This window comes from Rhizobium sp. BT04 (assembly GCF_030053135.1).
Lineage (GTDB): Bacteria > Pseudomonadota > Alphaproteobacteria > Rhizobiales > Rhizobiaceae > Rhizobium > Rhizobium binxianense.
On record NZ_CP125652.1, the window covers coordinates 807771 to 827711 of the forward strand.

Consider the following 19941-nt stretch of genomic DNA (forward strand, 5'->3'; position numbering starts at 1 on the left):
GCGCCTTCGGGCTCTCCCTTTAAGTGAGAATTGAACCCGGCCATGCTGGACGGGTTTCCATCCACTATATAATTCGGGGAGAGAAAGTGTCATCCACAAACCCGGCAAAAGAAAGGTTTTCCCTATGGCGGTTCCCGGCATCGGCGCCACGGCTCCTGATTTCAACCTTCCCCGCGACGGCGGCGGCCGTGTCTCGCTGGCCGAATTCCACGGCAGGCCGCTCGTCCTGTTCTTCTACCCCAAGGACGACACGACCGGCTGCACCGCTGAATCATTGGCTTTTACCGCGTTGGCAAGCGAGTTCGAGGCGGCGGGTGCTGCTGTCATCGGCATGTCACCCGATTCGGCTGCCTGCCATGACAAGTTCATCAGGAAGCACCGCCTTTCGGTGGCGCTTGCGTCGGACGAGGAAAAGACCACGCTGCAGGCCTATGGCGTCTGGAAGGAAAAGAGCATGTACGGCCGCAACTTCATGGGCGTCGAGCGCACCACTTTCCTGATCCGCCAGGACGGCACGATCGCCACCATCTGGCAGAAGGTGAAGGTGCAGGGTCATGCCGAAACCGTGCTCGAGGCCGTGCGGAATCTGGCGGCGTGACCGGGCATCTCGCGATAACATCGCTGCGCGGCGGCGCCATCGAGGCGATCTCTTCCGCCGATCTCGACCACAAGACGGCGCTTGCGCAGGAAAGCGCCACCCGCTGGTTTGAACGCCGGGTGTCGCTGCGCTCGCCGCTCGATCCCGCCCTGCCCGAGAGGCCCGGCCGTCCTGACAGGCCGGTGCTGACGCCGCCGACCCAGGTCGAAAAGCGCTCGCTGCATACGCTGAAAGGCCGGATCGCCCTGCTCCATGCCATCGCCCATATCGAGCTCAATGCCGTCGATCTGGCGCTCGATATCGTTGCCCGGTTCGCGACAGAGCAGGTGCCGAACTCCTTTTTCGACGGTTGGATGCAGGTCGCCTTCGAAGAGGCAAAGCATTTCCGCATGGTGCGCGCCCGCCTCAAGGATCTCGGCGCCGATTACGGCGATCTTCCCGCCCATGACGGGCTCTGGCAGGCGGCCCATTCGACGCGCAACGATCTGACGGCAAGGCTCGCCGTCGTGCCGCTGATTCTCGAAGCCCGCGGCCTCGACGTCACGCCGTCGCTGCAGGCAAAGATGCGCCAGACCGGCGATCTCGAAAGTGCCGCTGTTCTCGACGTCATCTACAACGACGAGAAAGGCCATGTCGCCGTCGGCGCCAAATGGTTCCGCTTTCTTTGCGCGCGAGAGAAGCGTGACCCGGCAAAGGCCTTCCAGGAGCTGGTGCGCGCCAATTTCCGCGGGCCGCTGAAGCCGCCCTTCAATGATCTCGCCCGCGCCGAGGCCGGGCTGACGCCGTCCTTCTACCGCGCGCTGGCATCGATCAGCCACGCGTGAAGTCCCTGAAATTTATGATCCGGCGAGCGCAATGAAAGCATTCATTAACCATAAGCGTGTCTAATTTTCCGAAAGAGGCGTAGAGCATCAATCGGGAGAGCCTGCGTGAACAGCGGACATCAGCACCGGGTATTCGGCAGGCGGGCGCAGGAACATATCCTCATCCTGGCCAGCGGCGACAAGGTCCGTCACATGACGGTCCGGCCATGGATGGCAGCCCTTGCCTTCTGCCTCGTCGGCGTCTTCTCGATCGGCTACCTCTTGGCCACCTCCTATCTCGTGCTGCGCGACGATCTGATCGGCGCCACCATGGCGCGGCAAGCCCGCATGCAGCACGACTATGAGGATCGCATCGCCGCCCTTCGCGCTCAGGTCGACCGCATCACGTCCCGCCAGCTTCTCGACCAGCAGGTGGTCGAGGATAAGGTGGACAAGCTGATGGAACAGCAAATGGCGCTGACCTCGCGCCACGGCAAGCTCGACAATCTGCTCGACCGGGCCGAAAGCTCCGGCCTGACCGACAAGGACAGCGCCCCGTCTTCACCCGTCCAGTCCTTTGCCCCTGACATCAAAGACAAACGCGCTTCGCTGAGCGGCGGCGGCATCGAGGCGATCGAGAAACAGTTGGCGAGCGGCCCACCCGCCGATGCGACGCCCGACAACTCGACGCTTGCCTACGTGCCGTCCGCTGAAACCGTCGGCGACCGCGCCGACCGGATCTTCTCCAAGGTGACGCTGTCGCTGAAGGGTGTCGAACAAGACCAGCGCAACCGCGTCGAGCAGCTGACGAGCGATGCCGGCAATGCCGCCAATGCCATTGCGACCGTGCTGACCCGCTTCAAGATCCCGATGCCGGCAGAGACCGCTGCTAGAAAAGACGATGATGATGCCGTCGGCGGCCCCTATGTCGAGCCTGAAAGCAACGACGACTTCAACAATTCTCTGGTTGCGCTCGACGGCGCCCTGACGAGGCTCGAAGCGGTGCGCAGCGCTGCCGAATCCCTGCCCTTCCGCAATCCCGCCGTCGGCAAGGAAGTGACCAGCCCCTTCGGCAATCGCCGTGATCCTTTCCTCGGCCGCCTCGCGCTCCATTCCGGAATCGACTTCCGCTTTTCGCCGGGCGAAAGGATTCGCCCGACCGCCCCCGGCAAGGTGATTGCGGCCGGCTGGACCGGCGGCTACGGCAACATGGTCGAAGTCGATCACGGCAACGGCATCTCGACGCGCTACGGGCATATGTCAGAGGTGCTGGTCAAGGTCGGCGACACGGTCGGCCGCAACGACGTCATCGGCCTTGCCGGCAGCACCGGCCGCTCGACGGGGACGCACCTGCACTATGAAGTGCGCCAGGACGGCCACGCCGTCGATCCAGTATATTTCATGAATGCCGGCCTTAAACTCGCCACCTATATCAAGTAATGGCCGTCAGGTAACCATCGCTTCACTCTACACGGGGTGCGGCCTCTCTATTTCTTGACTTGCCGGCCATTCAGGGTTATGTCGCGCTGCATTGCGGCATGCAATCCCGCCGACTCGTTCAGAGCTCGGCCGAACCGGAACGGAAACAGTTTTCCCTTTGACGACATTCGCTGACCTTGGCTTGAGCCAAAAAGTGCTATCCGCTGTTACCGACGCGGGCTACACGATCCCCACGCCTATTCAGGCGGGAGCCATTCCCTTTGCGCTCGAGCGTCGCGATATTTGCGGCATCGCGCAGACGGGCACCGGCAAGACGGCATCCTTCGTTCTGCCGATGCTGTCGCTTCTGGAGAAGGGGCGCGCCCGCGCCCGCATGCCCCGTACGCTGATCCTCGAGCCGACGCGCGAACTCGCCGCCCAGGTCGCCGAGAATTTCGAAAAATACGGCAAGAACCACCGCCTCAACGTTGCCCTGCTGATCGGCGGCGTTTCCTTCGAGGACCAGGACCGCAAGCTCGAGCGCGGCGCCGATGTGCTGATCTGCACGCCCGGCCGCCTGCTCGACCATTTCGAGCGCGGCAAGCTGTTGATGAGCGGCGTCGAGATCCTCGTCATCGACGAGGCCGACCGCATGCTCGACATGGGGTTCATTCCCGATATCGAGCGCATCGCCAAGATGATCCCGTTCACCCGCCAGACGCTGTTCTTCTCGGCAACCATGCCGCCTGAGATCCAGAAGCTCGCCGACCGTTTCCTGCAGAATCCCGAGCGCATCGAGGTGGCAAAGCCCGCATCGGCGGCAAAGACCGTGACGCAGCGCTTCGTCGCCTCGCACGGCAAGGATTACGAGAAGCGCGCGGTTCTGCGTGAACTCGTCCGGGCCCAGACCGAACTCAAGAACGCCATCGTCTTCTGCAACCGCAAGAAGGATGTGGCCGATCTCTTCCGGTCGCTGGAGCGCCACGGCTTCTCGGTGGGCGCCCTGCATGGCGACATGGATCAGCGCTCCCGCACCATGACGCTGCAGAGCTTCCGTGACGGCAATCTCCAGCTGCTGGTTGCGTCCGACGTCGCAGCCCGCGGCCTCGACATTCCCGATGTCAGCCACGTCTTCAATTTCGACGTGCCGATCCATTCGGAAGATTACGTTCACCGCATCGGCCGCACCGGCCGTGCCGGCCGCTCAGGCGCCGCCTTCACGCTCGTCACCAAGCGCGACACCAAATTCGTCGATGCGATCGAAAAGCTGATCGGCGAAAAGGTCGAATGGCTGAGCGGCGATGTGAACTCCCTGCCGCCGGCAGAAGAAAGCGCCGACAGCGAGCGCCCGCGGCGCAACAGCCGCGAGCGTGGCGCAAAGGGTGAACGAGGCGAGCGGGATCGCGCACGCGGGCGCGGCAATCGCAGCGCCGCGGGTCATAAATCTGATAACGACATACAGGATAATGACGTCCAAGTGATTCAGGCAGCACCAGTAAAGGCCGACATCGTGAAGAACGAGCGCAAAGCAGAGCAGAAGCCGCAAAACAATGCGCGCAACAGCCGGCCTTATCCGGCCAACGACGACAGCCGCGACCGCCGCCGCCATCGCGACCATGATGACGGCCCGACCCCGGTCGGCTTCGGCGACGATATCCCCGCCTTCATGCTGATCGCCGGCAGCGCCAAGGTCTGAGCATCCAATGGCCAGGCCCGGTCTCGATTTTCCGGGCTTCGGCGTCGGTCTGGTGATTCTGCGCGACGCCAGGATCCTTCTCTACAAGCGCATGCGCCCGCCTGAAGCCGGCTACTGGAATATCGTCGGCGGCAAGGTCGATCATATGGAGCCGGCCGAGCAAGCCGCACGCCGCGAGGCCGAAGAAGAAACCGGCCTCAAGATCGGCCGCATCGAGCGCATCGGCATGACCGAGCAGATCATCGATCCTGACCGCCAGCACTGGATTTCGCTTCTCTATCTCGCCCGCGATGTCGAAGGTGAGCCGCAATTGACCGAACCGGACAAGCTGTCGGATTTCGGCTGGTTTCCCCTGACGGATTTGCCGGAACCGCTGTCAGCCTTCACCAAGGCCGCAATAGCAGCCTTGCCGGCGAGCAAACGAAGCGAATAGTCATTCGGCGCGAAGCGATGCCTCATAGGCAAGCCGCACCCATTTCGCCATCAGATCGGGATCGTCGTAGGCCTCGTCGGGGATCGACCAGTAGGGCATTTTCACCGGCTTGCCCTTCTTGCCCTCATAGGTCCACTGCGTGGCGCCGGCGGCGACAAATTCCGGGGCGCTCGTCTCGTCCGCCTTCAGCAGCATCTCGTCGCGCACTTCGAGCGCGATGATGCGCCCGAGATGATAGATGCCCTTGCCGCCGAACATGCGCTTGACCGTGACGGGGCCAAGCCCCTGAAACATTTCCTCGATCCCGGCATTGTCCATTCTTTTCCTCCCGAAATTCCGGCCGCCCCGATCAAAGCGCGTGATAATCCCGGTTCATATAGATGAGCGCCGGATGCTTTTCGCTGAAGCGGACGGCCGCAACCTCGCCGAAGATGACATTGTGCGTCGGCATTTCCTTGATGTCGGTCACCCGGCAATCGAAAGCAGCGAGCGCATCGGCGAGCACCGGCGCGCCGGTGACGAGCGTCTCGAAACGGGCGCTGGCGAAACGCTCGTCATCGGCAAGCGACGTACGCCCGGAAAAGGCGTCGGCAACGCCCTGATGATGGGCGCCCAGCGTGTTGAGCACGAAGATGCCGCTGCGGAAAAAGATCTCGTTCTTCGGATTGGTGTTGTTGAGGCAGATCAGCACCGAGGCCGGATTGTCCGAGACCGAGCAGGCGGCCGTGATGGTGACGCCGCGGCGCAAGCCTTCCATAGCCGTCGTCACGAGCTGCACATGGCCGGCATAACGGCTCATGGCGTCGCGATAAAGGCCGGGGTCGATATGCTGCCTGTTCAACACCTGCTTCTCCGTCCGCGGTTTTACATGCCTGCAGCGTCTTGCTATCGCGCCAATATGGCGAGCATCGGTTACCTTTTCTACAATAGGAGGGGTGAAAAGCGCTGCGTTACGCTTGTTTTTCTTTGACGATTGCGGCCTTGCGGATAAAAGGGCATGGACGATGGCTAGGGATCTCCGCCTTTCATGATCAACCTGCGTGGCATAGCAGCTTTTCTGACGCTGCTTGGAGCGGCGGTGCCGGGCCATGCGGCCGGCGTGACGATCGGCGTTGTCGCCCCTCAGAACGGTTCGCTCGCCCTGCTCGGCAGCCAGATTGCCGCCGGCGCCGGTTTCGAGATCCAGCAGTCCGGAAACACCCTCGTCGCCGTCAACGAGACCTGCGAGGAGAATAGCGGTGCCGCGGTTGCCGATGCGCTTGTCAATGCCAAGGTGCAGGTCGCAGTCGGCTTTCTCTGCAGCGAGACGCTGGAAGGCGCGCTGCCGAAGCTGAAGGACGCCGGCATCCCCGCCATCACCGTCTCGGTGCGCTCCCGCATCCTGATGGAGGATGCGCTGAAAAACGGTTGGCCGCTCTTCCGCCTGGCGCCCGCCGACGGCACCGAGGCGGCAAAGGTCATCGAGGTGATCCTCAAGGACTGGGCGGCCGATCCGATCGCCCTGATCGAGGACGGCACCATCCATGGCCGCGAACTGACGGAAGCGGTGCGCAATGCGCTGGAGCAGAACGGCCTGAAGCCGGTCTTTACCGACACCTATCGGCCGGGACAGGAGCAGCAGATTGCCCTTGTCCGCCGTTTGAAACGGGCCGGTGCTACCAGGGTTTTCATCGGCGGCGACCGCAACGATGTCGCCGTCATCGCCCGCGACGCCAAGGCAGAGAACATCCCGCTCTCCATTCTCGGCGGCGATGCCATGCGCGCCGCCGACCAGCCGCTGCCGCTTGGTACAGGCGTGCGCGCCGTCGCCCTGCCGGAATATGCCCTGCTTCAGGAGGGCGCAGCTGCGGCCGAGACGCTGCGCGGCAAAGGCATCGAGCCGGAAGGTTATGTCCTGCCGTCGCTGGCCGCGGCCCGCATTGCCGGCCAGGCTGCGGAAGCCGCCGCTCAGGCAGGCAAGCCGCTGCAGGAGACGCTTCTCGGCACGACATTCCAGACGCCGGTCGGCCCTATTGCCTTCACCGGCGCGCATGAGCTTTCGCAAAACCCCTACCGCCTGCTCGAATGGCGGGGCAACGGCTTTTTTCCACCTGCCGGGCCGACGCAATGAGCGGCGGCGCGCCAGCCTTGAATCCGGCCGCCACGGTCAAATGGCAGCCCATACGGAGTGAGATTTGATGACGCTGCCCATTCGCATTGCCCCTTCGATCCTCGCGGCGGATTTCGCCAGGCTCGGCGAGGAGGTGCGCGACGTGACGGCCGCCGGCGCCGACTGGATCCATCTCGACGTGATGGACGGGCATTTCGTGCCGAATATCTCCTTCGGCCCCGACGTCATCAAGTCGCTGCGCTCCTATACATCAGCCACTTTCGACTGCCATCTGATGATCTCGCCGGTTGACGATTATCTCGAAGCCTTCGCCAAGGCGGGCTGCGACCGGATCACCGTCCATGCCGAAGCCGGGCCGCATCTGCACCGCTCGCTGCAGACCATCCGCAATCTCGGCAAGAAGGTCGGGGTGACGATCAACCCGGCGACACCGCTCAGCGCCATCGAGAACGTGCTCGACGATGTCGACCTCATCCTGATCATGTCGGTCAATCCCGGTTTCGGCGGACAGAAGTTCATTCCGGCGATGGCGGCCAAGATTGCCGCGGCGAAGTCACTGATCGGCGACCGGCCGATCGAACTTCAGGTCGACGGCGGCGTCACGGTGGAAACGGCGCCGGCGATTGCGCGCGCCGGCGGCAACGTCCTCGTCGCCGGCTCGGCCATTTTCAAGGGCGATACGGTCGAGGATTATCGCCGGACCGTCGCCGATCTGCGTCAGGCAGCCGAAGGGGCACGAACATGATAAAACGTCTGATTATCGGCGGCGTGTTTGCCGCCACACTTGCCGGCCTGCCCGGCCTGTCACTTGCCGGAGACATCGCCAATATCCAGCCGCTAGGCTTCTCGGCCGACGGCAAGGTCTTCGGATTTCAGGAATTCGGCATCAAGGAGGAGAGCGGCAATGTCCCCTACTCCAACACCTATTTCGTCGATACCGACAGCGGTCAGTATATCGAGGGCACGCCCTTCCGCACCGAACTGACCGATAAGGATGCCAATCTTTCCAAGGCGCGGCGGCAGAACCTGACGGCGGCGCGCAGCCAGATGGACAAATACGATCTCCTGACCAATCCCGGCCTGATCGCGGCCTTCAATCCGCCGACCGAACTCGGCTCGCCGACGAAGACGATCCGCTACACCACACTTGCGACCGATGGTCCCCCGAAATCGCCCTATACGCTCTCGCTGGGTGAGATGCCGGTGCCGACATCGAAGGACTGCACGGCGCTCGACAAGCGCGTCATCGGTTTCAGCCTGCAGATGATCGAGAAGGAAGGCGCTCCGAACCGCCAGGCCGCGCGCCAGGCAACGACGGTTCCGGCCGAGCGCATCTGTTCGGTAGAATACCGGATCGGCGGCGCCATGGTCTACCAGCCGGAGGGCGCAAACCCGGTTCACATCGCCCTGGTCCTCGCCTTCGATGCGGCAAGAAACGGACGCTGGATCGCCGTTCCGGTTCATCCCTGAACCCGGATGCCGGAGACGGATTGCCAGGATGGATCGTCTAAGAGCTGCAAAGCCGCCCTACCCCGATCTGATTGCCGGCGCGTTGCTTTGGGGCATGCAGATGCTCGCCGCCGCCATGCTCGGCCTTTATCTCCGCAACGGACTGCAGACGAGCCGGCTGGCCGAGATCGCCGCCCTTTATTTCCTCGGCGGCCTGCTCTCCTGGCCCTTCGCCCTGCCGGTCGCCCGCTTCTTTGCCTATGATCGAGCGCCGGAAGCGCGTTTTGCCGCATTTTTCGTGACGTTGACCGCGGCGACGATCCTGATGACCGCCTTTCTCTTCGCCATGGAATACCGGCTCTTCTATTCGCGCTGGCACGCCCCCTTCGGCAGTTTCGTCTGGGCCTTCCAGTTCGTCTTCACCAGTATCAGCGCCGTCTACCAGTTCCTGGTGATCGGCCTGCGCCTTTTCCTGCCGCTCGGCCTCGTCTGCCTTGTCGTTAGCAGCTATCATCTTGCCAAACGCATGCGTTGAGATTGCCGCCGGTCTTTGCTACAGGGGCGCTAACCTCGATGAATCCTCTTTGAAGTGAAGGCAGCCGCCCATGATCCCGCGTTATTCCCGGCCTGAAATGGTCGCCATCTGGTCTCCCGAAACCAAGTTCCGCATCTGGTTCGAGATCGAGGCGCATGCCTGCGACGCGCTGGCCGAGCTCGGCGTCATCCCGAAATCGGCGGCAAAGACGATCTGGGAAAAAGGCGGCGCCGCCACCTTCGACGTCAACCGCATCGACGAGATCGAGGCCGTCACCAAGCATGACGTCATCGCCTTCCTCACCCATCTCGCCGAGATCGTCGGCCCGGATGCGCGCTTTGTCCATCAGGGCATGACTTCGTCCGACGTGCTCGACACCTGCTTCAACGTCCAGCTGGTACGCGCCACCGACATCCTCATCGCCGATCTCGACCGCCTGCTCGCAGCGCTGAAAACCCGCGCCTTCGAACACAAGGACACCGTCACCATCGGCCGCTCGCACGGCATCCATGCCGAGCCGACGACCTTCGGCGTCAAGCTGGCGCTGGCCTATGCCGAATTCGAGCGCTGCCGCCAGCGCCTCGTCGCCGCCCGCGAGGAAGTCGCGACCTGCGCCATCTCGGGCGCCGTCGGCACCTTCGCCAATATCGATCCGCGCGTCGAGGAACATGTCGCCGCAGCACTGGGCCTGAAGGCCGAGCCGGTCTCGACGCAGGTCATCCCGCGTGACCGCCACGCCATGTATTTTGCCACCCTCGGCGTCGTCGCCTCGTCGATCGAGCGCCTGGCGACCGAAATCCGCCACCTGCAGCGCACCGAGGTGCTGGAGGCCGAAGAATATTTCTCGCCCGGCCAGAAGGGCTCTTCGGCCATGCCGCACAAGCGCAACCCGGTTCTGACCGAAAACCTGACCGGCCTTGCCCGCATGGTCCGCTCCTACGCCCTGCCGGCGATGGAAAACGTCGCCCTCTGGCACGAGCGCGATATCTCGCATTCCTCAGTCGAGCGCATGATCGGCCCCGATGCCACAGTCACCCTCGATTTCGCCCTGTCCAGGCTTGCCGGCGTCATCGAGAAGCTGCTGGTCTATCCCGAGAATATGGAGAAGAACCTCAACAAGTTCCGCGGCCTCGTCCACTCCCAGCGCGTCCTCCTGGCGCTGACCCAGGCCGGCACCTCCCGCGAGGATGCCTATCGCCTCGTCCAGCGCAATGCCATGAAGGTCTGGGAACAGGGCAAGGATTTTTTGGAGGAGCTGCTGGCGGATGCGGAGGTCCGCACGGCGCTTTCGGAGGATGACATCCGGGAGAAGTTCGATCTCGGCTACCATACCAAACACGTCGACACGATCTTCCGGCGGGTGTTTGGCGAGGCGTGAACGATCTGCAATAAACGATACGGCGGCGCCCTTGCAGGCGCCGTTTTTCTGCCGGCATACCTCTCCGTCAGAATCTGTCGGGTGGCTTTTCCCCTTAGTCGCAGCCTGATGTTCAGCTTTTCTCAAGCGGCCGCTGTTTTTGCTTCGGCGCTTTAGCAACCACAGAACGTTTGCGTGCCTCCGCCTTTTTCAACGGCGCCGCTTTCACCACTTCCTCTGTCCTACATACCTCCGTCTCGCCCCGGCCCTTGGCGGCCTTGGCGACCAACTCGTCGAGACGCTTCAACTCCTCTTCATCGAGATTTTCGATGCCGATGAAACGGTTCTCGGCATGGCTCGTCAGGATGATTTCATTGAGCTTGGCCTGGATCGCCCTTGTGTCACGCGTCTGGGCGTTCTGCAGCACGAAAACCATCAGGAAGGTGACGATCGTTGTGGCGGTATTGATGACCAGCTGCCAGGTTTCCGAATAATCGAAGAAAGGGCCAAGTAAGGCCCAGAGGATGACGGCGGTCAGCGCCAGAATGAAGATGACGGGTTTGCCCGCCCATTCCGATGTCTTGGTCGCGAAGTGGGCGAACAGATGCTTCATCGTAACCTCTGAATCCTTCCTCGAACTCCGCTTTCTAAAAACGCCGAGGCCGGCTTGAGGTTCCCCCGGGGATCCGAGATTCCCGGGGGCACGTACTTGCGATTACGCGGCTTCCCGCGCAATCAGCTTGCGATAGAGATGCCAGGTCGCATGGCCGAGGATCGGGATGACGAGCGCAAGCCCGGCAAAGACCGGGATCGTACCGATGACGAGCAGCGCTGCGACGATGAGGCCCCAGAGCAGCACCGGCACCGGATTGGCGACCGTGGCGCGGATCGAGGCGACGACGGCGGAAACGGCACCGACATCACGGTCGAGCAACAGCGGAAAGGTGATGACTGAAATCGCCAGCACGACGAGCGCAAAGACGAAGCCGATCAGATTGCCCCAGATGATCAACTGCATGCCTTCGGGCGTGCCGAAGACCTGGCGGAAGAAATCCGCCATGCTGCGCGGAAACACTTCGCCGAGCAGATTGCTGTAGAGAGTCTGCGCCGTCACCAGCCAGACGACGAAAAGGCCGCAAAGCATCAGCCCGACCGCGATGATCGATGGCAGCGCCGGCGAATGGCGCACGTCGAGCGCATGCGTCCAGGACGTGTCGAGGCCGGCCTCGCGCCGGCGGCTGATTTCATAGAGGCCAATCGCTGCAATCGGGCCGATCAGCACGAAACCCGCCATAAGCGGGAAGACCATCGGTAGGAGGTTGGCGCCCGAGGTCCACAGCGTCAGGAAGACGCCGGCGATCGGATACATCAGGCACAGGAACACGTAGTGGGACGGTTTCTCCATAAAATCCTCGTATCCGCGCTTCAGCGCGTCGAAGACGTCGGCGATACCGATGCGATTGACCACGGGCCGCGCGAAGCTTTCGCCAGCACCCGTCATGACATGAAATGCCGCCATGGCTTTCTCCTCCTCAGCCGAGACCTGGTCGGCGGCGGACGCGCATCGGCGGGCAAGCCGACACGAAATCCGCAACCGGCACTGGAGCAATATAGCAAAGCTCAGCGCCCGTGTCGCTCTCTCGCTTTCACATCCCCTCTTGACATCTTGGGCAAGCTTTCTCACATCGGCGGCACTATGAAAGCCTCAGACGCAGATATCCTCATCATCCCCGGCTACACCAATTCCGGCCCGAGCCACTGGCAGAGCCGCTGGGAGGCAAAACTCAGCACGGCGCGGCGCGTCGAACAGGCCGAATGGACGAAGCCGGTCCGCGAAGACTGGATCGCCCGTATCGCCGAGGAGGTGAACGCCTCGACCCGCCCGGTCATCCTCGTCGCCCATTCGCTCGGCGTGGCCTCGGCCATTCATGCCATCCCGCATTTCCGCAAGCCGGTGGCGGGCGCCTTCTTCGTTGCCCCGCCGGATGTCGCCAATCCCAACATCCGCCCGAAGCACCTGATGACCTTCGGACCCTATCCCCGCGATCCGCTGCCCTTCCCCTCGATCACGGTGGCCAGCCGCAACGATCCGTTCGGCTCTTACGAACATGCCGACGAAATCGCCAGCAGCTGGGGCTCCTTCCTCGTCGATGCCGGGGAAGCCGGTCATATCAACGCTGATTCCGGTCATGGCCCCTGGCCGGAAGGCACGATGGTCTTCGCCCAGTTCCTCAGCCGGCTCTCCATCTGATTGAAGGAAAACCCGCCTCCTCGCTAGTTCAGCAAGTGCTTTCTAAGTCTTTCTTAATGGAATGACAGCAGACTGCACGAAGATTGAAATAAGCGAGAATGCCCGTGAAGAAAGCCCATCCAAAGGCCGAGGATCCGCATGGCGAGGCCGCAACGGCTGAGACAGGCGTCGGCAACGGGGCGGCCGACGAATCCGATCTGGCGGATCGGGAAAGTCGATGGAACCATGCGCTCGTCGGCTCGGGCCTCGGCGTATGGGATCACAACTTTCGTCTCGGCCGAAAATATTACTCGCAGACGTGGAAGACCATGCGCGGCATGGCGCCCGACGAGGAGACCGCCGGCGATTACGAGGCCTGGCTGCAGCTCGTCCACCCCGATGATCGCGATTTCGTCGTCCATGCCATCGAGCGGCAAAATGCCGGCGACCGGGATTTCCAGATTTTCGAATATCGCGAACGCCACCGGGACGGCCACTGGATCTGGATCGACTGCCGCGGCGCCTGCGTGGAATGGGACGAGAACGGCGTGCCGACGCGCATCGTCGGCACGGATACCGATATTACCGCCCGCAAGGAGGCCGAGGAGACGCTGTCGCGTCTGTCGCGCCGGCTCGAACTGGCGCTGGAGATTTCCCGCATCGGCGTTTTCGAGGCGGATATCGACAATGATACGGTCGAATGGGACGACCGCCTCATCGCCATTTACGGACTGCAGGGCGCCGCGCGCCAGATCGCCAGCGACGCCTGGGCGAAAAGTCTGCATCCCGAGGACCGCGAGCGCGTGCTGGGCCTGTCCGACCGTAGCGTCGAAAGCGGCAGTGATTTCCAGCAGGAATACCGCATCATTCGCGGCGACGGCGTCGAACGTGTCATCCGCGCCCGCTCGGCCTTCTTCATCGACGGCAACGGCCACCGCAAGCTGATCGGCGCCAATTGGGACGTCACCGCGGAGGTCGCGCTCCGAAACGAGTTGCAGCGCGCCAAGGATCTGGCCGAGGCCCGCAATCGCGAACTCGAAGCCGCCAAGGAGAGCATCGAGCACCTGGCGCTGCACGATTATCTCACCAGCCTGCCGAACCGCCGCTATCTCGACAAGATGCTGGATGAGCGCTCGGCCGAGTGCCGGGCCAAGGGCCTTGGGCTGGCGATCCTGCATATCGATCTCGACCGTTTCAAGCAGATCAACGACACGCTCGGCCACCGGGCGGGCGACGCCATGCTCAAGCATGCCGCAAGCGTGCTCGGAAATTCCGTCCGCGCCGCCGATTTCGTCGCCCGCATCGGCGGTGACGAGTTCGTCATCCTCTGCATCGTCGATCCCGGGTCGAAGAAGATCGCCGGCCTTGCTCAACGTATCATTCGCGAATTGCGCAAACCCGTCCGGTACGAGGGGCACGACTGCCGTTTCGGCGCCAGTATCGGCATTGCCATCGACAGCGGGCCGAAGCTCGATGCCAAGCAGACGCTGCTCGATGCCGATATCGCGCTTTATCGCGCCAAGGGCCTCGGTCGCAACCGCTTCGAGTTTTTCTCGGCCGCTGCCCGCCGCGACATCATCTCCGCCAAGCACCTTGCCGACGAGATCCTGATCGGCCTCGAGCGCAATGAATTCGTGCCCTTCTATCAGCTGCAGTTCGATGCCCGCACGCTCGATGTCGTGGGCGTCGAAACACTTGCCCGCTGGCAGCACCCAGTGCACGGGCTGCTGACGCCCGATCGCTTCCTCGATATCGCCGAGGATCTCGACGTCGTTTCGACCATCGATGCCCTGATCCTGGAGCGCGCCCTTGCCGACCGCCGCGCCTGGATCAAGGACGGGCTGCCGGTGCCGAAAATATCGGTCAACGTTTCCGCCAGGCGGCTTGCCGATCCCGATCTCGGCAAGAAGCTCCGCGCCCTGAAGATCACGCCTGGCACCATCTCCTTCGAACTGCTGGAATCGATCTCGCTCGACGATTGCGATGAGGCGGTGGCCGCCAATCTGAAAAAGCTGCGCAAACTCGGCATCGACATCCAGATCGATGATTTCGGCACCGGCCACGCCTCGATCGTCAGCCTGCTGCGCTTGAGTCCGAAGACGCTGAAGATCGACCGCGAGCTGATCCGCATGCTGCCGCAATCGGCCGAGCAGCGCAAACTGGTCGGCTCGATCATCGATATCGGCCGCTCGCTTGGCATTCTCGTCATCGCCGAGGGTGTTGAGACGGCGGATCATATCCGCATTCTCGAAGAGCTCGACTGCGACACGCTGCAGGGCTACGCGCTCGCCCGGCCGATGCCGGCCATGCAGATCCCCTCCTTCATCCGCGGCGGAAGTTGGCGCCACGGGCAAACCGCCGCTCGCGCCTTGCAGACGCAGCTTCGTCGCGCGTTGCGAAGCAGAGCTGCCAAATAAAAACCTGCCACAAGCAGCCCGCCATTTCGCCGTCATTTCACCGTAGAGGAAAAGGCGCTAGACTCATCTTGCGAATTCATTCGATTCTCTTGGCGGTATTCCGTAGAATCGGAAACCGGGGCCAGGAAATTCGGAAACCGGGGCCAAGAAAATCCGAAACCGGGGCCAAGAGAATCCGAAACCGGGGAAGGAGCGACAGGCGGATTGTGAAACCCACTCTTTTCCTTTAAGGGGACGCCACGAGATCGATCCACTCGCGCTATCCCAAGAGCGCCAACAACAGAGAATGACCACGATGAACCGTCGCCGCCGTATCTACGAGGGCAAGGCAAAGATTCTGTATGAGGGCCCCGAACCGGGCACTTTGATCCAGTTTTTCAAGGACGATGCCACTGCCTTCAACAAGAAGAAACACGAAGTCATCGATGGCAAGGGCGTCCTCAACAATCGCATTTCCGAATATATCTTCAGCCATCTGAACAAGATCGGCATCCCTACTCATTTCATCCGCCGGCTCAACATGCGCGAGCAGCTGATCAAGGAAGTGGAGATGATCCCGCTGGAGATCGTCGTGCGCAACGTCGCCGCCGGTTCGCTCGCCAAGCGCCTCGGGATCGATGAAGGCGTGGTCCTGCCGCGCTCGATCATCGAATTCTATTACAAGTCCGACGCGCTCGACGATCCGATGGTCTCCGAAGAGCACATCACTGCCTTCGGCTGGGCTAACCCCGCCGAGCTCGACGACATCATGGCGCTTGCCATCCGCGTCAACGACTTCATGACCGGCCTGTTCCTCGGCGTCGGCATCCAGCTCGTCGACTTCAAGATCGAATGCGGCCGCCTGTTCGAAGGCGATCTGATGCGCATCATCCTCGCCGACGAGATCTCGCCGGACAGCTGCCGGCTCTGGGATATCGAGACCCACGAGAAGATGGACAAGGATCGTTTCCGCCGCGATCTCGGCGGGCTGCTCGAAGCCTATTCCGAAGTTGCGCGCCGTCTCGGCATCATCAATGAAAACGAGCCTGTGCGCGGCACCGGTCCCGTTTTGGTTAAGTAAAAGATCGTCTGGTCAAGTAAGGCAGGAAAGACAAAGTGATCAAGGCTCGTGTCACCGTCACGCTGAAAAACGGCGTTCTCGATCCGCAGGGCAAGGCTATCGAGGGTGCGCTCAGTGCCCTCGGCTTCTCGGGCGTCGGCCATGTCAGACAGGGCAAGGTCTTCGACCTTGAACTGGAGGGCGCCGACAAGGCCAAGGCGGAAGCCGACCTCAAGGCCATGTGCGAAAAACTGCTCGCCAATACGGTGATCGAGAATTACGCGATCGCGATCGATTGACGATCACAGCCCCGTCGTCCGGCGGACTTTGAGGATTTGGCGTCATGATGGAAGCAAAGCTGGAGACGGAAGTCTCGAAATATATGAGCTATGTTTTGCGTCATGCGCCGGAATCTGCGGGCTTGACGCTTGATGCCGAGGGCTGGGTGTCGTTCGATGCGCTCGAAAAAGCTCTGACGTCGAAATATGAGGTTTCCCGCGCCGATATTATCGAGATTGTCGAAAACAATCCGAAGAAGCGCTTCACCCTCGCCGATAACAGAATTCGCGCCAACCAAGGTCATAGTGTCGACGTCGATCTCGCATTGAACCGGGTTGAGCCGCCTGCCGCTCTTTTTCACGGCACGTCTCTGACGAGCTGGCCGTCGATCGAGCGCGAAGGCTTGAAGAAGATGCAACGGCACCACGTTCATCTCTCAGCGGATGTCGAAACCGCGAAAATCGTCGCAATGCGCCGCAAGGGTGAACATCTCATCCTGCGCGTCGATGCGGCCCGCATGTTTTCTGAGGGTCATTCTTTCTTTGTCTCCGACAATGGAGTATGGCTCGCCGAAAGCGTTCCAGTTCAATATCTTTCGCTAGACGCAGGGACCCCATGAAATCAGCCGTCGTTCAACTTCCGGGCCTCAACCGCGACCGCGACATGATCGCCGCCTTGACCAAGATCTCCGGCCAGCCACCGGTGACGATCTGGCAGACGGAGACCGAGATCCCCGATGTCGACCTGATCGTCATCCCCGGCGGCTTCTCTTACGGCGACTATCTGCGCTGCGGCGCGATCGCCGCCCGCATGCCGGTCATGCAGGCGATCATCGACAAGGCTGCAAAGGGCGTGAAGGTGCTCGGTGTCTGCAATGGCTTCCAGATTCTCGTCGAGGCCGGCCTGCTGCCCGGCGCGCTGATGCGCAATTCCTCGCTGAAATTCGTTTGCCGCGAGATCAAGCTGGAAGTCGTCAATGCCGAGACGGATTTCACCCGCGCCTATGCGCAGGGTCAGGTCATCCGCTGCCCGGTCGCCCATCACGACGGCAATTATTTCGCCGACGAAGCGACGCTGGCTGCGATCGAAGGCAATGGCCAGGTGGTCTTCCGTTATGCCGAGGGCACCAATCCGAACGGCTCGATCAACGATATCGCCGCCGTCATGAATGAAAAGGGCAACGTGCTCGGCATGATGCCGCATCCCGAGAACCTGATCGAGGCCGCCCATGGCGGTTCGGACGGCCGTGGCCTCTTTGCTTCGGCGCTCGACGTCATCGCCGCCTGAGCCCTGAACTCAAAATCTCTCATCCGGATCTGGAGCAAGATCGATGCGCCCTCGCCTCGCAAACGCCGCCCTGCTGACCGCTCTCGCAGCCACGGTGACAGCCTGCCAGACGCCGGCGCCCACGACGGGCCCGAACCGCAGCGCGCTGCCGACGATGGAACGCGTGGCGCTCAGCGCCAATGCCTGCTGGTTCAAATCGGGCGATCCGGCTTTTGCTGCCTATAAGCTCGCGCCGGAGCTCAATTCCTTCTCCGGCCGGCCGCGCATCCTGCTCGTCCACAAGGGCAGCCCGGAAAGCCGGCCATTGCTCGTCGTGCAGGCCGAGGGAAGCCCGTCGCACCTGCAGGCTTTCGGTCCGATGATGCAGGAGCCGGTCGCCGGCCGCATCACCGCCGACGTCAATCGCTGGTCGGCAGGCAACAAGGCCTGCAGCTGATCGCTCCGATCACGATCAATCCCAGAAAAACGACTTGCTGACTTCGCGTGCCGCATCCGACTGCGACACCCCGATATCCTTGAGCTCGGTCGCCGTCAGGCCTCTCAGTGCGCGCCGGCCTTCCCGCTTCTGATGCCAGAGAAGAATGGCGGCCCAGATCCGACCGAGACGCGTCGGCTCCTCGGCAGGCGTGGTCGGCAGGACAATTTGTCTCCTGTCTTCGTAGGAAACAATCGGTACAATCGGCATTTTCATCTCAGGTAAGGCAGACATTCCAGAATCCTCTTGGTTCGTCCGTTGGATTGTCTCTTACTCTTGACAGGTACAATGTGACAATATATGCAATTGTCACCATGACAAATTGGCTTCCCGATATTTCCCGAGGGTCCGGGCCGGTCTATCTCCGGCTGGCGGACAGCATCGAAACCGCCATATCAAGCGGCGCCCTGCCCGCCGGCAGCAAACTGCCGCCGCAGCGCAACCTCGCTTATGATATCGGCGTGACGATCGGCACGATCGGCCGCGCCTACGCGCTGGTGCACGAGCGCGGCCTGGTCGCTGGCGAAGTGGGGCGCGGCACCTATGTGCTGAACCGCTCCGAGACGCCGCCCGGCGAACAGATCGATCCGCTGACCATCTCGCTTGGCGGTACCCGCGTCCAGGATGCGCCGCCAAACAAGATCCGCTTCGATACGACAGCCGCCCCCGATCTCGGCCAGGGCAAGGTCATCGCGGGTATCCTTGCCGAGATCGGCGAGCAGCATTTCTCCGAGATCTCCTCCTATTCGCGCAATTTTCCGCAGAATTGGTTCGAGGCTGGCCGCCTCTGGCTTGCCCGCAGCGGCTGGACGCCGGAGGCCGCAAACATCGTACCGACTCTCGGCGCCCATGCGGCGGCAATATCAGTCATCGCCGCCGTCTCGGCGCCCGGCGACAAGATCGTCTTCGAGAATCTCACCTATACCCAGGTCAGCCGCAGCGCCCGCCTTATCGGCCGGCGCACGCTGACTGTTGATTCCGATGAGCTCGGTGTCATCCCCGAGGATTTCGAGCGGCTCTGCCAGCAGCAGCACCCGAAGATCGCCTTCCTGATGCCGACCGTCCACAATCCGACGGTGTCGATCATGCCTTATGAGCGGCGCGCGGCAATCGCGGCAATCGCCAGGAAACACGGCGTCTGGCTGATCGAGGACGACCTTTATGGCGGCATGGCCGGCGACGACACACCGCTTCTCGCCTCGCTGGCGCCCGACCGCACCTTCCTCGTCAACGGACTGTCGAAATCGGTCGCCGCCGGCGTGCGCGGCGGCTGGGTCGCCTGCCCGCCGCATTTTGCCCAGCGCATCAGGGTGACGCACAGGATGATCACCGGCGGCCTGCCCTTCATCCTGGCCGAGACCTGCGCCCGCTTGGTCGAAAGCGGCATGGCGCACGAGATCCGCAAGGCAAGTGTCGAGGAGCTCTCCAGGCGCGTCCGGCTCGCCCGCGAACAGTTGCAGGGCTTCGAATTCGAATCGCACCCGCATGCGCCCTTCCTCTGGCTGAAACTGCCGGAACCCTGGATGTCCGGCACCTTCAAGAACGCCGCCTACCGCGACGGCGTGCTGGTCGACGACGAGGACGAGTTCAAGGCGGCGCGCGGCGAGAAGACCTATCACCGCGTTCGCATCGGTTTTTCCTCTCCGAAGACGGGACAGGAGCTGGTCTCCGGCCTGATGATCCTGCGCCGGCTATTGGAAAACGGCGGCTCCGCCTATGACGGTGAAATATGACCTGTTGCAAATACACGTCATAAATCGAAAAAAATGCCTGAGCCTGCCCCGAATACGTCGCGAATCGGACCTTCGTGTTAG

The 19941-nt window shown here is 62.2% G+C and carries 23 protein-coding genes; 18 read left to right on the forward strand and 5 right to left on the reverse strand.

Going from position 1 to position 19941, the window contains the following annotated elements; all coding sequences use genetic code 11:
* Window positions 1-124 precede the first annotated feature (124 nt).
* From QMO82_RS12525 to QMO82_RS12545, 5 genes are all read left to right on the forward strand, one after another.
* On the forward strand, window positions 125-598 hold the full coding sequence (locus QMO82_RS12525) for a peroxiredoxin (RefSeq protein ID WP_183607208.1): 474 nt from the start codon (window positions 125-127) through the stop codon (window positions 596-598).
* Complete coding sequence (locus QMO82_RS12530; protein ID WP_183607207.1) at window positions 595-1422, forward strand: ferritin-like domain-containing protein; 828 nt, start codon at window positions 595-597, stop codon at window positions 1420-1422. The genes QMO82_RS12525 and QMO82_RS12530 overlap by 4 nt, the downstream gene beginning before the upstream one ends.
* A gap of 105 nt (window positions 1423-1527) precedes the next feature.
* Window positions 1528-2841, forward strand: a complete 1314-nt coding sequence (locus QMO82_RS12535) for a peptidoglycan DD-metalloendopeptidase family protein (RefSeq protein WP_183607206.1) — start codon at window positions 1528-1530, stop codon at window positions 2839-2841.
* A 157-nt stretch (window positions 2842-2998) separates the two neighbouring features.
* Window positions 2999-4516 (forward strand): DEAD/DEAH box helicase, encoded by a 1518-nt coding sequence (locus QMO82_RS12540; protein ID WP_183607205.1) that lies wholly within the window; start codon window positions 2999-3001, stop codon window positions 4514-4516.
* Between the two features lie 7 nt (window positions 4517-4523).
* On the forward strand, window positions 4524-4949 hold the full coding sequence (locus tag QMO82_RS12545) for an NUDIX domain-containing protein (protein WP_183607204.1): 426 nt from the start codon (window positions 4524-4526) through the stop codon (window positions 4947-4949).
* On the opposite strand, the gene QMO82_RS12550 is transcribed toward QMO82_RS12545, so the two are convergent.
* Both QMO82_RS12550 and QMO82_RS12555 read right to left on the reverse strand, forming a co-directional pair.
* Window positions 4950-5267 (reverse strand): TfoX/Sxy family protein, encoded by a 318-nt coding sequence (locus tag QMO82_RS12550; protein ID WP_183607203.1) that lies wholly within the window; start codon window positions 5265-5267, stop codon window positions 4950-4952.
* Between the two features lie 31 nt (window positions 5268-5298).
* Window positions 5299-5793, reverse strand: coding sequence for a flavin reductase (locus QMO82_RS12555; RefSeq protein ID WP_183607202.1), 495 nt, complete (start codon window positions 5791-5793; stop codon window positions 5299-5301).
* Between the two features lie 183 nt (window positions 5794-5976).
* Here QMO82_RS12555 and QMO82_RS12560 point away from each other — a divergent pair, with 183 nt between their 5' ends.
* The 5 genes from QMO82_RS12560 (at window position 5977) to purB (ending at window position 10421) form a co-directional block, all read left to right on the forward strand.
* Window positions 5977-7059 (forward strand): ABC transporter substrate-binding protein, encoded by a 1083-nt coding sequence (locus tag QMO82_RS12560; RefSeq protein WP_183607201.1) that lies wholly within the window; start codon window positions 5977-5979, stop codon window positions 7057-7059.
* 67 nt (window positions 7060-7126) lie between these two features.
* Window positions 7127-7804, forward strand: coding sequence for a ribulose-phosphate 3-epimerase (gene rpe, locus QMO82_RS12565; protein ID WP_183607200.1), 678 nt, complete (start codon window positions 7127-7129; stop codon window positions 7802-7804).
* Window positions 7801-8529 (forward strand): DUF2259 domain-containing protein, encoded by a 729-nt coding sequence (locus tag QMO82_RS12570; protein ID WP_097619599.1) that lies wholly within the window; start codon window positions 7801-7803, stop codon window positions 8527-8529. The genes rpe and QMO82_RS12570 overlap by 4 nt, the downstream gene beginning before the upstream one ends.
* Before the next feature lie 28 nt (window positions 8530-8557).
* A complete protein-coding gene (locus tag QMO82_RS12575; protein ID WP_183607199.1) occupies window positions 8558-9043 on the forward strand; it encodes a hypothetical protein in 486 nt (161 codons plus the stop codon).
* A gap of 70 nt (window positions 9044-9113) precedes the next feature.
* Window positions 9114-10421 (forward strand): adenylosuccinate lyase, encoded by a 1308-nt coding sequence (gene purB / locus QMO82_RS12580; protein ID WP_183607198.1) that lies wholly within the window; start codon window positions 9114-9116, stop codon window positions 10419-10421.
* Window positions 10422-10533: 112 nt separating this feature from the next.
* Here purB and QMO82_RS12585 read toward each other — a convergent pair whose 3' ends face one another.
* Complete coding sequence (locus QMO82_RS12585) at window positions 10534-11013, reverse strand: low affinity iron permease family protein (protein WP_183607197.1); 480 nt, start codon at window positions 11011-11013, stop codon at window positions 10534-10536.
* Window positions 11014-11115: 102 nt separating this feature from the next.
* Complete coding sequence (locus tag QMO82_RS12590; RefSeq protein ID WP_097619595.1) at window positions 11116-11919, reverse strand: DUF2189 domain-containing protein; 804 nt, start codon at window positions 11917-11919, stop codon at window positions 11116-11118.
* Window positions 11920-12096: 177 nt separating this feature from the next.
* On the opposite strand from QMO82_RS12590, the gene QMO82_RS12595 reads away from it, so the two are divergent.
* From QMO82_RS12595 to QMO82_RS12625, 7 genes are all read left to right on the forward strand, one after another.
* On the forward strand, window positions 12097-12651 hold the full coding sequence (locus QMO82_RS12595; RefSeq protein WP_097619594.1) for an alpha/beta hydrolase: 555 nt from the start codon (window positions 12097-12099) through the stop codon (window positions 12649-12651).
* A 98-nt stretch (window positions 12652-12749) separates the two neighbouring features.
* Window positions 12750-15047, forward strand: a complete 2298-nt coding sequence (locus QMO82_RS12600) for a bifunctional diguanylate cyclase/phosphodiesterase (protein ID WP_183607196.1) — start codon at window positions 12750-12752, stop codon at window positions 15045-15047.
* Between the two features lie 295 nt (window positions 15048-15342).
* The gene (gene purC / locus QMO82_RS12605; RefSeq protein WP_003568927.1) at window positions 15343-16107 is read left to right on the forward strand and encodes a phosphoribosylaminoimidazolesuccinocarboxamide synthase; all 765 of its coding nucleotides are present in this window, start codon (window positions 15343-15345) and stop codon (window positions 16105-16107) included.
* Between the two features lie 35 nt (window positions 16108-16142).
* Complete coding sequence (purS, locus tag QMO82_RS12610; RefSeq protein ID WP_097619592.1) at window positions 16143-16385, forward strand: phosphoribosylformylglycinamidine synthase subunit PurS; 243 nt, start codon at window positions 16143-16145, stop codon at window positions 16383-16385.
* A gap of 44 nt (window positions 16386-16429) precedes the next feature.
* Window positions 16430-16984, forward strand: coding sequence for an RNA 2'-phosphotransferase (locus tag QMO82_RS12615; protein ID WP_183607195.1), 555 nt, complete (start codon window positions 16430-16432; stop codon window positions 16982-16984).
* The gene (gene purQ, locus QMO82_RS12620; protein WP_105006267.1) at window positions 16981-17652 is read left to right on the forward strand and encodes a phosphoribosylformylglycinamidine synthase subunit PurQ; all 672 of its coding nucleotides are present in this window, start codon (window positions 16981-16983) and stop codon (window positions 17650-17652) included. Before QMO82_RS12615 ends, purQ begins: the two co-directional genes overlap by 4 nt.
* A gap of 43 nt (window positions 17653-17695) precedes the next feature.
* Window positions 17696-18088 carry a hypothetical protein gene (locus tag QMO82_RS12625; RefSeq protein WP_183607194.1) on the forward strand — a complete coding sequence of 131 codons (393 nt, stop codon included), beginning with the start codon at window positions 17696-17698 and terminating at the stop codon, window positions 18086-18088.
* A 15-nt stretch (window positions 18089-18103) separates the two neighbouring features.
* On the opposite strand, the gene QMO82_RS12630 is transcribed toward QMO82_RS12625, so the two are convergent.
* Entirely contained in the window at window positions 18104-18361 is a 258-nt protein-coding gene (locus QMO82_RS12630) for a DUF1127 domain-containing protein (RefSeq protein WP_183607193.1), read from the reverse strand.
* An 80-nt stretch (window positions 18362-18441) separates the two neighbouring features.
* Between QMO82_RS12630 and QMO82_RS12635 the strand changes: the two genes are divergently transcribed.
* Entirely contained in the window at window positions 18442-19860 is a 1419-nt protein-coding gene (locus tag QMO82_RS12635) for a PLP-dependent aminotransferase family protein (RefSeq protein WP_183607192.1), read from the forward strand.
* Window positions 19861-19941: the final 81 nt, after the last annotated feature.